This window comes from Ruegeria sp. I3 (assembly GCF_056532525.1).
Window position 1 is genome coordinate 350527 of the sequence record NZ_JBQFNI010000002.1, and the last position, 11980, is coordinate 362506.

The window sequence follows — 11980 nt, forward strand, 5'->3', positions numbered from 1 at the left end:
TGCACGCACGCGCACGATCTGCTATGGCAATTGTGTATGCAGAGCATATGTTTGCCGCATGACTTTGACGATCCCGTTTGACAACAGCTATGTTCGCCTGCCGGACACCTTCTTTGCGCGGCAGGGGCCCGTGCCTGTGCGTGCACCAAAGCTTGTTGCCTTCAACAGTGATCTGGCGCGACTGTTGCGGATTGCGCCGGGCGACGTTGAAGAGATGGCGCAGGCTTTTGCGGGCAATACTGTGCCCGAAGGGGCCGAGCCGCTGGCGCAGTTATATTCCGGGCATCAGTTTGGCACCTATAACCCTCAGCTAGGAGATGGGCGCGCGGTTTTGTTAGGTGAGACGGTCGGATCCGACGGGATTCGGCGGGATATTCAATTGAAGGGCTCAGGGCAGACACCTTTCTCGCGCCAGGGAGATGGACGTGCCTGGCTGGGGCCGGTTTTGCGCGAATATGTGGTTTCCGAGGCGATGCATGCGCTGGGCATTCCCACCACGCGCGCCTTGGCAGCGGTTGAAACCGGAGAGATCGTGCTGCGCGAGGGTCCGATGCCCGGGGCGGTACTGACACGTGTGGCGCAGAGCCATTTGCGGGTAGGCACGTTTCAGGTGTTTGCAGCGCGAGGGCAGTTAGAGAGCCTGCAACGGCTAACTGAATATGCCATTCAGCGCCACTATCCTGAGGCGGACGGGGCTATGGGTTTGTTGCGCGCGGTTCGGGATGCGCAGGCCGGGTTGATCGCCCGATGGATGAGCGTGGGTTTCATTCACGGGGTCATGAATACTGACAATAGCTCGATCTCCGGCGAGACGATCGACTACGGCCCATGTGCGTTCATGGACAGCTATCACCCGAATACAGTCTATAGCTCGATCGACCGGATGGGGCGGTATGCCTACTCGAACCAGCCTGAGATTGCGGTTTGGAATCTGGCGCAGCTGGCAACGGCCCTAATTCAGCAGTTTGAGGACAAGGACGCAGCTGTCGAAGAGGCCACCGAAATTGTCCATGCCATGCCTGCGTTGATGCAGGCACATTGGCTGGAACGTTTCAGGGCCAAGATCGGATTGGTTCGGGCAGAGGAGGGGGATCTTGAAATGATCTCGGACCTGTTGACGCGGATGGCGCAGAATCAGGCGGATTTCACAAACACGTTCCGCGCGCTGGGCAGCGACCGCGCGCGAGACCAGTTTACCGACCCGGCGGCTTTTGACGAATGGGCAAAGGGGTGGCAGGAACGCTTGGCGCGTGAGGATGCGCCTTCGGACGTGATGGATGTGGCCAATCCGGCCTTCATTCCACGCAATCATCGGGTGGAGCAGATGATTCAGGCTGCGGTGCAGGGCGATTACGCACCGTTCAATCGGCTGAATGAAGTGCTGTCACGGCCGTATGAGGATCAACCAGAATCAGCTGACCTGATGCGCCCTCCGGCGAAGAACGAGGTCGTACACGCGACATTCTGCGGTACGTAACAAAGAGACGGTTTCTTATGAAGAAACCGAGCCTTAAACTTTTGAAGTTTCAGGTTTCGAGGCTATCGGGGCGTGTCTGCAAAGGGTTCGGCGATCACCTGACACGCATCTTCATAGACAACGTAGCCGATCCGGTCTGATCGCAGAGTATCGATCTGATATCCGTTTTCTTTGAGCAGTGCGACCATCTCATACGACTTGCCCAAAACCTCATTGGCTTCGGGTTTGAACCAGCTGAGGCCTTTGGTGTTGCGCTGAAAGGCGCCTTTAGATTTTGTCCTGTTGAAACGATAGGGGATTTCAAGGTTTTCCCGGAACCAAGCCAGCAGCGCCTCAATTCGATCGAATGTGTATTTATCCAGAGCGGTGGTGTCGCGCAGGTCGTAGGCCGCGCAGAAGAACCCCTGACGCGCGTCCATATCTTCTATCTTGATCGGGTGGACAAACCTTATGAACATGATCGTGAAGGTGGCCGAGAGGCTGCGCGGGCTCAAGGCCGTTTTGCACAAATGTTAGCGGAGCAAGCGGCGCGTTGCCATTCAGCGCTGGGTTCGGCTTGCACTTGTCCGACCAGTTGGCGATCTTGGGTTAAATCAGTTTAAGTGTGCCGATGACCTACCGCTCGACCCTGCGCCTTGCCAGTTACAACATTCAGAAATGCGTGGGACTCGATTTCCGGCGGCAGCCGCAGCGGATATTGCAGGTCATCGAAAGCATGCAGGCCGATATCGTTGTTTTGCAGGAGGCGGACAAACGATTGCCGCCCCGTCCTGCCGCTTTGCCACATTTCATGCTGGATGAGGCCGGGTGGCAGATCGTGGACTTGGGCGGTGCCGGTAGTCTTGGTTGGCATGGCAACGCGGTGATCTGGCGTGGGGACGCCATTCAGGTGCGTCAGGCAGGTCATCATGATTTGCCGGGTCTGGAGCCCCGCGGCGCCGTGCGGGTCGAGTTTGATACGCAGATCGGGCCTTTACGGGTGATGGGCATGCATCTTGGGCTTTTGCCGGCGTCGCGACGCCAACAGATCAGTCATATCCGTCGATGTGATTCTGATCTGGAACACATGCCCACCGTCTGGGCCGGGGATTTCAACGAATGGTCACGCCAGCCTGTTCTAGATCATTTGGCCCCGGACATGCGGTTTCTTCCTCCGGTTCCAAGCTTCCCGGCCGCGCAGCCATTGGGGGCACTGGACAGAATCGCGGTGGGGCAGGGGCTTGAGGCTGCACTGCACGGGGTGCATGATGCGCGGCCCGCGCATATCGCCTCGGATCATTTACCCGTCTGGGCCGATCTGCGACGCATCGCCTGACCGCAAAATCGTCTGTGGCGCAGGGCGCGTAGACATATTAAGACAGAACACCGAACAGTTCCGGGGGTCACCATGTCCGACACGATTATCGCCCGTTGCGAAGCCAAGGGCCTGCGCATGACCGGCCAGCGGCGGACCATTGCACAGGTCTTGCAGCAAAGCGAAGATCACCCGGATGTAGAAGAGCTTTATGCCCGTGCTTCAGCCGAAGATGCGGGAATTTCGATCGCGACAGTCTATCGTACCGTGAAGTTGTTCGAAGAGGCCGGGATACTTGAGCGGCTCGAGTTCGGCGACGGGCGCGCGCGATACGAAGATGCAGAGCGTGATCACCACGACCACCTGATCGACATGCAGTCAGGCGAGGTGATCGAGTTTGTCGACCCTGAGATAGAAGCGCTGCAAGAAAAGATTGCGGCCAAGCTTGGCTACAGGCTGAAAGGCCATCGCCTTGAATTGTACGGCGTACCGTTAGAAAAAGACTGACACATCACGAAAATCGATCGGTCGGTGAACGCGATTTCATCGAACATGTCGTAATACTGCTTGCGACGTCGCAAAGGTTGCGGTTTTGCTGCCGGAAAGGTCCGCCTGTCAGCGGCCTGTTCCAATGGAAACGCGCATGAACAACGTAAACGGCATTTTGCTGATCATCGGCTCGATGGCGGCCTTCGCGCTTGAGGACATGTTCATCAAGCATCTCTCGGTCAGTGTGTCGACCGGGCAGATCATGATCGCATTGGGTCTGATTTGCGGGGCTGTGTTCACGCTTATGTCTATGGCAACACGCAAACGCATCTTCGACCCGGTCGCGTGGCAACCTTTGCCGCTGATCCGTGCCGGGACCGAAGCCTTTGGTGCGCTCAGCTTCGTGACCGCGCTGTCACTTGTTGATCTGTCGACTGTGGCGGCGGTTTTTCAGGCGATGCCTCTATTTGTCACGATGGGGGCAGCACTGTTTCTGGGCGAGCAGGTCGGTTGGCGTCGTTGGAGCGCCATCGGCATCGGCTTTGTCGGCGTCTTGATGATCATCCGCCCCGGGTTCGAGGGATTCCAGCCGGAATCATTGTTTGTTTTGGTCTCGGTCGTTGCAATTGCCGCGCGCGATCTGATCACGCGTAGGTTGGATGTTCGTGTGGCCTCGTCGGTCGTCGCATTGCAGGCCTATATCGGAGTGGCGCTGGCTGGTGCGGCCCTTATGGTGTTCACAGCACAGCCAGTTGTGCCGCTGCAAGCTGCGCAGATCGGGCCTTATCTGGGTGCCATCGGGTTCGGCGTATTGGGCTATTACGGTATCGTAACCGCGATGCGGATTGGCGAAGCTTCAGCGCTGACGCCATTTCGGTATACTCGGTTGGTGTTCTCGATCACGGCCGGGATGCTGATGTTTGGCGAACGCCCCGACAGCATGACGTTGGCCGGTGCCGGTCTGATTATCGGATCAGGTCTGTATACTTTCATTCGAGAACGCCAGCTGGCGCGGGCATTGGCAGTGGCCTAAGCGCCCGCGACCTGTTGGCGCAAACAGCAAACTGTTAGCCCTAAAGGCTGAAAAATATAAGTGTTAGCGATAACGGAAACGGTTTACTTTTCGCCGCGTGCTGGTATGAGGCATGCAACCGTTGGCATCATTGGGACCCGTATCATGAGCACGATCATCGACATCCACGCACGCGAAATACTGGACAGCCGGGGCAACCCGACGGTCGAAGTGGACGTGATTCTGGAAGACGGCACCATGGGCCGCGCCGCTGTGCCTTCAGGGGCGTCGACCGGCGCCTACGAGGCGGTGGAAAAGCGCGATGGTGACAAATCTCGTTACATGGGCAAGGGCGTGCTGGAAGCGGTTGCTGCCGTTAACGGTGAGATCGCCGAAGAACTGGCGGGCTTTGACGCGACCGAGCAGGTGGCCATCGATCAGGCGATGATTGAACTCGACGGGACCGAGAACAAGGGCCGTCTGGGCGCGAACGCTATCCTGGGTGTCTCGCTGGCGACGGCCAAGGCGGCGGCGGATTTCACCACGCAGCCTCTGTATCGCTATGTTGGCGGTACTTCGGCGCGCGTGCTGCCGGTGCCGATGATGAACATCATCAATGGCGGCGAACACGCCGACAACCCGATCGACATTCAGGAATTCATGATCATGCCGACCTCGGCCGCGAATATCCGCGAAGCCGTGCGCATGGGGTCGGAGGTGTTCCATACGCTCAAGCGCGAACTGTCGGCTGCCGGACTGGCCACCGGAGTGGGGGACGAAGGTGGTTTTGCCCCTAACATCGCTTCGACCCGTGAGGCACTGGATTTCATCCTGCAGGCGGTCGAAAAAGCGGGCTACAAACCCGGCGAGGAGATCCATCTGGCGCTGGACTGCGCCGCCACGGAATACTACCGCGACGGAAAATATGTTCTGTCGGGTGAAAACATCTCGCTGACCTCAGAGGAAAACGCTGAGTATCTGGCGACCTTGGTCAAAGATTACCCAATTATCTCGATCGAAGACGGCATGTCCGAGGACGATTGGGATGGCTGGAAAGCGCTAACTGATGCCATCGGCAACGAAGTACAACTGGTCGGCGACGACCTGTTCGTAACCAACCCAGAGCGTCTGGCAGAGGGGATCGATCGTGGCTGTGCTAACTCGATGCTGGTCAAGGTGAACCAGATTGGATCACTGACCGAAACTCTGCGCGCCGTCGATATGGCCCACCGTGCACGGTATACCAACGTGATGTCGCATCGCTCGGGCGAGACCGAAGATGCCACCATTGCCGATTTGGCTGTGGCGACCAACTGCGGGCAGATCAAAACCGGCTCGTTGGCGCGGTCGGACCGGTTGGCCAAATACAACCAGCTGATCCGCATCGAGGAATCACTGGGTGAGGTCGCAGAATACGCCGGCGCGTCGATCCTAAAGCGCTGAGTTTGACGTACTTGGTAAAACCAGATCAGGCCCCGGCAGAACGCCGGGGCCATTTTTTTCTTTGCGTCATTACTGATCCGTCTAAGCTGGGCATCGAAGGCCAACATGGGAGAGGGCGATTTATGACAACATTCAAACGCATCGTTGGCGCTGGGGCGCTATTGATCCTGCCTCAGCTTGCAGGGGCTGATCGTCCGCCTCAGGCAGTGTGCCAGAAAATGGTGGAAGGCGATCCCAGCGGGCAGGTCACGATGGAGGAATGCCTGTGCACCTATAACGTCGCCAACACGGTTTTGGACGATGACATCAAAGAATTATTGTTCGAGTCCTGGTACACAGGTGAGAACATAACTGAACAGTTGAATGCGCTGCCCAAACCCAAACGCGTGCCCCGGCAGTTCAAGACCATGGAGCAGACGTTCAATAAGAACTGCCGCTGATCGTTAAGCTAAACAAACATAAATGTCGTTATGTGTGAACTTGTTCCTATTGCGGCGCTGTGACTCCCGATAGTCTGCAAACATTGCAGAAAGGGGGACGATATGTCTGCTTCAAAGGTCTTTCTCGTAATTTCAATGCTTTGCGCGGGGATGCTGGCCGCATGTTCAGAGCCTGGGACCTATCCGATCACAGGGATGCAGGTTTCGCAGGATGATCCGGTGCAGGAAATGGCAAATCCGGCGGTAATCTTCCGGGGGGAATCGCGCTAAAGCGATTTGCTCATCAGCATGTAGCGATCGCGCGGTTTAAAACCTGACCGCAGATATAGTTTCTGCGCGGTTTCGTTGGTCCGATCGACCTCAAGATGCAGGGCGGTCAGACCGGCCTCGGCCAGCGCCTTGGGGAGATCATGCAGCACTTCGGTGGCGATACCGCGTCCGCGAACGGCGGGGCGGATGTAAATCTCATCCACAAAGGCATCCATGCCACCAAACTCGACCGACCAGCCGAAGGTGAGGATGACATAGCCCAGCGGCGCGCGGCCCGGACCGATCAGATATATGCACCCATGGGGTATTCCATCCAGCAGAGGGGCCAGCGCATTGCGACGTTTGTCGTCATCCTGCGCGATGCCGGATTCCGAGTGAAACGCTGCGACCAGCGCCATCAGTCGGTCCAGATCGTCGGGGCGGGCAAGGCGGAGTGCGGCGGTCATAGGCGGGCAAGTCTTTCTGTGAGAAGGTCGAAGAAACCTTGGGCATCCACGTCACCCATGAACATGGCGTTTGGTGCGCGATCAGTGACCCGCCACCAGTCGGCCACTGTCATACCCAACGTCAATTCTGATTGGGTTTCGATCTCAACATTGATGTGGCGGCCCGAGAACAGATCGGGCCGGATCAGATAGGCGGTGACGCAGGGGTCGTGCAGCGGTGCGCCCTCCGAACCGTATTTTTCCTTGTCGAAACGTTCGAAGAAATCGGTCATCTCTGCCACTGCATGACCAACCTTGCTGTCCAATGCCCGGAATGCATCGTTGCGATGGGGCGTGACAAGCGCATCATGTGTGACATCCAATGGCATTACGACGATATGAACGCCGGATTTAAACACAATATCAGCGGCTTCCGGGTCGACATAAATGTTGAATTCGGCTGCTGGTGTGATGTTTCCAACCTCAAAATACGCACCACCCATCAGCACGATTTCCTGCACCCGGTTGATGATGTCGGGCGCTTTCTGGAACGCTGTGGCGATGTTCGTCAGCGGCCCCAGAGGGCAGAGCGTCACCGTGCCGGGCTCATGTGCGCGTAGGGTATCGATGATAAAATCGACCGCGTGACCTTCGGCCAGAGGCATTTCAGGATCTGGCAAAACAGGGCCGTCGAGCCCTGTTTTACCATGCACATGCTCGGCGGTGACGAGCGGGCGTTTCAAGGGGCGATCGCATCCGGCGTAGACGGGGATTTCGGTGTGCCCCGCCAACTCGCAAACGATGCGGGCGTTTTTGGCGGTCAGCTCCAAAGGCACGTTTCCAGCGACGGCGGTGATACCCAGAACCTCGATCTCTTCGGGGCTGGCAAGCGCCAGAAGAATGGCGACGGCGTCGTCCTGTCCGGGATCGGTGTCGATTATGATCTTGCGGGGCATGGGGGTCTCCGGGGGCCGTGAAGGTCGGACACTCGCAAGTGTCGCGGGACTTGTCTAGCCGAATTACGTGCCTGCCGGAGCATCCACCGGCGGGAGTTTGCCGTTGGCGCGGTGTTCCTCGATTTTCACCTCGTCCCACAGCGCGTCCATTTCGGCCAGATCACTTTGCGAAGGCGTTTTTCCGCGTTCGGCCAGCCGGGCTTCGACCTTCTCAAAACGACGAGTAAACTTGGCGTTTGTGCGGCGCAGGGCGGCCTCGGGTTCGATGCCTAAGTGGCGGCCGAGGTTGACAATCACGAACAGCAGATCGCCGAATTCATCCTCAAGCGCGTCGGCATCCATGCTGTCGCGCGCCTCTTCCAGCTCAGCGGCTTCCTCGGTGATCTTGGCGAGCACATGGCTGGCGTCGGGCCAGTCGAACCCTACGCGCGCGGCACGTTTCTGCAGCTTATGTGCGCGTAGCAGGGCGGGCAGGTTGGCGGCGACACCGTCTAGTGCACCTTTTTGTTCTTTGCCCGCACGTTCGGCGGCTTTGATGGTTTCCCAGTCCTTTGTCTGTTGATCCGCCGACTTCTCGCGGGACTCATCACCGAAGACATGTGGGTGACGGGTAACCATCTTGTCCGACATGGTGCGCACCACGTCCTGAAAGGTAAAATGCCCAGCCTCTTCAGCCATTTGCGCATGGAAGACGGATTGGAACAGCAGGTCGCCAAGCTCTCCCTTCAATTCGTCATAAGCCTCGCGTTCGATGGCATCGGCGACTTCATAGGCTTCTTCGATCGTATAGGGCGCGATGGTCGAAAAATCCTGTTCGATATCCCACGGGCAGCCGGATTGAGGGTCGCGTAAGCGGCGCATGATTTCCAGCAAACGCTCGATACCTGCGTCCGTGTCGTGGATCAGAGGATTTTCGGCCATTGCGAACCCTTTCGTTCCGGTGTCAGATGCATCCATCCCGCAGTCAGGATCAGGAGTCCACCCCAGATGCCCGTCGTCAACCGAATTGCCGATTACGCCGCTGATATGGCCAAGTGGCGCCAGCACCTTCACACCATCCCCGAATTGGAATTCGAATGCTATGAGACCGCCGCCTTTGTGGCCGAGCGTCTGCGCGAGTTTGGGGTGGATGAACTGCATGAGGGAATCGCCAAGACCGGCATGGTGGCGATCATCAACGGGCAGGGGGACGGCCCGACCATTGGTCTGCGCGCCGACATGGATGCGCTGCCGATTACCGAGGAAACGGGCGTGGACTACGCCTCGAAGAACCCCGGTAAGATGCATGCCTGCGGTCATGACGGGCACACAACCATGCTGCTGGGTGCTGCGCGCTATCTGGCCGAAACGCGGAATTTTGCGGGCCGGGTTGCGCTGATCTTTCAGCCTGCCGAGGAAGAGGGCGGCGGCGCGGGCGTGATGGTTGAAGAAGGCATCATGGATCGGTTCAATATCTCTCAGGTCTATGGCATCCATAACACTCCGGGTCGGCCCGAAGGGCTGTTCGAAACCACGCCGGGGCCGCTGATGGCCGCAGTAGATACGTTTGAGATCCATATTCAGGGCGTGGGCGGCCACGGGGCAATGCCGCATGAGACGCGCGACCCAGTGATGGCAGCTTGCGGGATGGCGCAGGCGATCCAAACTATCGTCAGCCGCAACCACTATGCGCTGGACGATCTGGTGGTGTCGGTGACGCAGATACACACCGGAACAGTGAATAACGTGATACCTGATACCGCTTATCTGAACGGCACCGTTCGCACCTTTGATCCGGCCGTGCAAAGGATGGTCAAAGAGAGAATGGCGCAGATCGTGGCGGGGCAGGCGGCCTCGTACGGTGTTGAAGCCAAACTGGACTATCAGGAGGGTTATCCCGCCACTATCAACGACGCCGACAAGGCGGCATTCGCGGCTGAAGTGGCGCGGGATGTATCCGGCGCGGAACGCGTGAAAGATGATGCTGGGCGTGAGATGGGGGCAGAGGATTTTTCCTACATGCTGCAGGCCCGACCCGGTGCTTACCTGTTCATGGGGCAAGGAGATGGCGCGGGGCTGCACCATCCGAAATACAACTTCAATGACGACGTCGCGCCGATCGGAGCGTCCTTCTTCGCACGGATCGTCGAAAAGGCACAGCCGTTGGGCTGACAGGGAAAAGACATGGCACTGGAAGATGCAAAGAACCAGGTGGATGAGGCATTCACCAACCCCGATCTTAAGGGGCTGTCCTATGAAAACACCTTTGGCGGCGCGACTTCATTCCTGCGGCGGCTTTATACCAAAGACCTGACTGGTGCGGATATTGCTGTAACCGGCGTGCCTTTCGATCAGGCGGTGACAAACCGCCCCGGAACCCGGCTTGGCCCTCGCGCGATCCGTGAGGCGAGCGCGCTGCAATCGCCGGATGCGCCTTATGGCTGGCCTTTTGATGCTCTGAGTGAGCTGGCCATCGTGGATTATGGCGACATGGCCTATGACTACGCCAATATCCCGGCCTTTCCCGACACGCTGACCGACCACATTCGGACCATTCTGAAGGCCGATGTCGCTTCGGTCACGCTGGGCGGGGATCATTATATCAGCTTCCCGATCCTCAAAGCTTATGCCGAGAAATATGGGCCGATGTCGCTGCTGCAATTTGATGCGCATACGGACACCTGGGCCGATGACGACATGTCCCGCGTGGATCACGGGACGATGTTCTACAAGGCAGTGAAATCGGGGTTGGTTGATCCGAAACGCTCGGTTCAGGTGGGCATTCGCACTACAAACGAAGACACGTTGGGCGTCAACATCATCGACGCGCGCGAGGTTTACGAATCCGGCCCAGCCGCCGTGGCGCAGAAGATCAGGGGTATTCTGGGCGACAGCCCCGTGTACCTGAGCTTCGACATCGACGGTCTGGACCCTGCTTTTGCGCCCGGTACTGGTACGCCGGTCTGGGGTGGGCTGAGTTCGATTCAGGCGCAAATCATCCTGCGCGACATTGCCGGGATCAACCTCAAAGGTGGCGACGTGGTCGAGGTTTCTCCGCCGTATGACACCTCTGGTGCGACGGCGATTGCGGGGGCTCATGTGGCAACACAGATCATTTGCCTTTTGGGGTGGAACAAGCTGGTGAAGCCTTAACCTTTGGTTAGGCATAATCCCGGTATCTGCTTGGTGAGGCACCGGATCGGAGACAGTACATGACCCAATACAACCAACCGATTGGCGGCAACGATCTGGCACGGTTTTCGGGGCCGAACACGTTTATGCGGTTGCCACAGGCGTCGTCGCTGGACGGGCTGGATGTGGCGATCCTGGGGGTTCCGATGGATATCGGCACTTCGTGGCGGTCGGGCACACGGTTCGGACCCAAGCAGATTCGCAGTGAAAGTGCGATGATCCGGCCCTATAACATGTCCAATGGCGCGGCGCCCTTCGACCATCTGCAGATCGCAGATATCGGCGATCTGGCGATCAACACTTTCTCGCTCGCCGATAGTCTTAAGATCATCAAGGAAAGCTATGACGGCATTTTGGCGCAAGGTGTTGTACCAGTGGCGATGGGTGGGGATCACTCGATCACTTTGCCGATCCTGCGGGCGATGGCAGCCAAGCACGGGCCTGTGGCTCTGGTGCACGTGGACGCTCATGCTGACGTGAATGATGAGATGTTCGGTGAAAAGGAAACCCACGGCACTGTCTTCCGGCGCGCCTATGAGGAAGGGCTGATTGTCCCTGACAAGACCTTTCAGATCGGCAATCGAGGCTCGGGTTACGCCGCCAGCGACTTTACCGAGGCACAGGGTTGGGGGTTCCGTCAGTACCCGGCGTGGGAGCTGTGGCAACAGAACCTGACCGAAATCGGCTCTTTGATCCGTAAAACTGTTGACGATCACCCGGTCTATATCACCTACGATATCGACAGCCTCGATCCGGCCTATGCACCCGGAACAGGCACGCCCGAGATCGCAGGTCTGACCACTCCGCAGGCGCTGCAGTTGATCCATGCGCTGGCAGGCATGAATGTGGTGGGCTGCGATCTGGTCGAAGTATCTCCACCCTATGATCCGTCGGGAAATACGGCACTGACCGCAGCCAATCTACTGTTCGAGATGCTGTGCATTCTGCCCGGAGTGACGTCACGATAGGGGTGCGACGCCATCCTCTGACCGAGTAAGCAGGG

The 11980-nt window shown here is 58.1% G+C and carries 14 protein-coding genes; 10 read left to right on the forward strand and 4 right to left on the reverse strand.

The window, feature by feature from the left end:
• The first annotated feature begins 58 nt into the window (after positions 1 to 58).
• Positions 59 to 1477 carry a protein adenylyltransferase SelO gene (locus ACR0L9_RS06075; RefSeq protein ID WP_480895213.1) on the forward strand — a complete coding sequence of 473 codons (1419 nt, stop codon included), beginning with the start codon at positions 59 to 61 and terminating at the stop codon, positions 1475 to 1477.
• 62 nt (positions 1478 to 1539) lie between these two features.
• Here the strand turns inward: ACR0L9_RS06075 and ACR0L9_RS06080 are convergent, their stop codons facing one another.
• On the reverse strand, positions 1540 to 1971 hold the full coding sequence (locus ACR0L9_RS06080) for a hypothetical protein (protein WP_480503309.1): 432 nt from the start codon (positions 1969 to 1971) through the stop codon (positions 1540 to 1542).
• Positions 1972 to 2087: 116 nt separating this feature from the next.
• On the opposite strand from ACR0L9_RS06080, the gene ACR0L9_RS06085 reads away from it, so the two are divergent.
• The 6 genes from ACR0L9_RS06085 (at position 2088) to ACR0L9_RS06110 (ending at position 6425) form a co-directional block, all read left to right on the forward strand.
• On the forward strand, positions 2088 to 2792 hold the full coding sequence (locus ACR0L9_RS06085) for an endonuclease/exonuclease/phosphatase family protein (protein ID WP_170396721.1): 705 nt from the start codon (positions 2088 to 2090) through the stop codon (positions 2790 to 2792).
• A gap of 72 nt (positions 2793 to 2864) precedes the next feature.
• Positions 2865 to 3278: a Fur family transcriptional regulator gene (locus tag ACR0L9_RS06090; RefSeq protein ID WP_170396723.1), complete on the forward strand. Its 414-nt coding sequence runs from the start codon at positions 2865 to 2867 to the stop codon at positions 3276 to 3278.
• Between the two features lie 136 nt (positions 3279 to 3414).
• On the forward strand, positions 3415 to 4293 hold the full coding sequence (locus tag ACR0L9_RS06095) for a DMT family transporter (protein ID WP_170422062.1): 879 nt from the start codon (positions 3415 to 3417) through the stop codon (positions 4291 to 4293).
• A 144-nt stretch (positions 4294 to 4437) separates the two neighbouring features.
• On the forward strand, positions 4438 to 5715 hold the full coding sequence (gene eno / locus ACR0L9_RS06100) for a phosphopyruvate hydratase (protein ID WP_480895215.1): 1278 nt from the start codon (positions 4438 to 4440) through the stop codon (positions 5713 to 5715).
• Between the two features lie 122 nt (positions 5716 to 5837).
• Complete coding sequence (locus ACR0L9_RS06105) at positions 5838 to 6155, forward strand: hypothetical protein (protein WP_170422059.1); 318 nt, start codon at positions 5838 to 5840, stop codon at positions 6153 to 6155.
• Positions 6156 to 6257: 102 nt separating this feature from the next.
• Positions 6258 to 6425, forward strand: a complete 168-nt coding sequence (locus tag ACR0L9_RS06110) for a hypothetical protein (protein ID WP_170396730.1) — start codon at positions 6258 to 6260, stop codon at positions 6423 to 6425.
• Here ACR0L9_RS06110 and ACR0L9_RS06115 read toward each other — a convergent pair.
• The 3 genes from ACR0L9_RS06115 to mazG all read right to left on the reverse strand — a co-directional run bounded on the left by ACR0L9_RS06115 (position 6422) and on the right by mazG (position 8727).
• Complete coding sequence (locus ACR0L9_RS06115; protein ID WP_170734901.1) at positions 6422 to 6871, reverse strand: GNAT family N-acetyltransferase; 450 nt, start codon at positions 6869 to 6871, stop codon at positions 6422 to 6424. The genes ACR0L9_RS06110 and ACR0L9_RS06115 overlap by 4 nt on opposite strands.
• Entirely contained in the window at positions 6868 to 7806 is a 939-nt protein-coding gene (locus tag ACR0L9_RS06120; protein ID WP_480895218.1) for a nucleoside hydrolase, read from the reverse strand. The genes ACR0L9_RS06115 and ACR0L9_RS06120 overlap by 4 nt, the downstream gene beginning before the upstream one ends.
• A gap of 63 nt (positions 7807 to 7869) precedes the next feature.
• Positions 7870 to 8727: a nucleoside triphosphate pyrophosphohydrolase gene (gene mazG / locus ACR0L9_RS06125; protein WP_480561402.1), complete on the reverse strand. Its 858-nt coding sequence runs from the start codon at positions 8725 to 8727 to the stop codon at positions 7870 to 7872.
• Positions 8728 to 8793: 66 nt separating this feature from the next.
• Here mazG and ACR0L9_RS06130 point away from each other — a divergent pair, with 66 nt between their 5' ends.
• Genes ACR0L9_RS06130 through speB (ACR0L9_RS06140) form a run of 3 tightly spaced genes read left to right on the forward strand, consistent with a single transcriptional unit; the run spans position 8794 to position 11945 of the window.
• The gene (locus ACR0L9_RS06130; protein ID WP_480895220.1) at positions 8794 to 9957 is read left to right on the forward strand and encodes a M20 aminoacylase family protein; all 1164 of its coding nucleotides are present in this window, start codon (positions 8794 to 8796) and stop codon (positions 9955 to 9957) included.
• A 12-nt stretch (positions 9958 to 9969) separates the two neighbouring features.
• Positions 9970 to 10938: an agmatinase gene (speB, locus tag ACR0L9_RS06135; protein ID WP_170406255.1), complete on the forward strand. Its 969-nt coding sequence runs from the start codon at positions 9970 to 9972 to the stop codon at positions 10936 to 10938.
• Positions 10939 to 10997: 59 nt separating this feature from the next.
• Positions 10998 to 11945, forward strand: a complete 948-nt coding sequence (speB, locus tag ACR0L9_RS06140; RefSeq protein ID WP_480895222.1) for an agmatinase — start codon at positions 10998 to 11000, stop codon at positions 11943 to 11945.
• Positions 11946 to 11980 lie beyond the last annotated feature (35 nt).

What these genes read in the sequence shown, in the direction of transcription:
- speB (WP_170406255.1), top strand. Translation starts at nt 9,970, where the DNA reads ATGGCACTGGAAGATGCAAAGAACCAGGTGGATGAGGCATTCACCAAC.
- ACR0L9_RS06120 (WP_480895218.1), bottom strand. Translation starts at nt 7,806, where the DNA reads ATGCCCCGCAAGATCATAATCGACACCGATCCCGGACAGGACGACGCC.
- eno (WP_480895215.1), top strand. Translation starts at nt 4,438, where the DNA reads ATGAGCACGATCATCGACATCCACGCACGCGAAATACTGGACAGCCGG.
- mazG (WP_480561402.1), bottom strand. Translation starts at nt 8,727, where the DNA reads ATGGCCGAAAATCCTCTGATCCACGACACGGACGCAGGTATCGAGCGT.
- ACR0L9_RS06085 (WP_170396721.1), top strand. Translation starts at nt 2,088, where the DNA reads ATGACCTACCGCTCGACCCTGCGCCTTGCCAGTTACAACATTCAGAAA.
- ACR0L9_RS06105 (WP_170422059.1), top strand. Translation starts at nt 5,838, where the DNA reads ATGACAACATTCAAACGCATCGTTGGCGCTGGGGCGCTATTGATCCTG.
- speB (WP_480895222.1), top strand. Translation starts at nt 10,998, where the DNA reads ATGACCCAATACAACCAACCGATTGGCGGCAACGATCTGGCACGGTTT.
- ACR0L9_RS06110 (WP_170396730.1), top strand. Translation starts at nt 6,258, where the DNA reads ATGTCTGCTTCAAAGGTCTTTCTCGTAATTTCAATGCTTTGCGCGGGG.
- ACR0L9_RS06115 (WP_170734901.1), bottom strand. Translation starts at nt 6,871, where the DNA reads ATGACCGCCGCACTCCGCCTTGCCCGCCCCGACGATCTGGACCGACTG.
- ACR0L9_RS06130 (WP_480895220.1), top strand. Translation starts at nt 8,794, where the DNA reads ATGCCCGTCGTCAACCGAATTGCCGATTACGCCGCTGATATGGCCAAG.
- ACR0L9_RS06095 (WP_170422062.1), top strand. Translation starts at nt 3,415, where the DNA reads ATGAACAACGTAAACGGCATTTTGCTGATCATCGGCTCGATGGCGGCC.
- ACR0L9_RS06075 (WP_480895213.1), top strand. Translation starts at nt 59, where the DNA reads ATGACTTTGACGATCCCGTTTGACAACAGCTATGTTCGCCTGCCGGAC.
- ACR0L9_RS06090 (WP_170396723.1), top strand. Translation starts at nt 2,865, where the DNA reads ATGTCCGACACGATTATCGCCCGTTGCGAAGCCAAGGGCCTGCGCATG.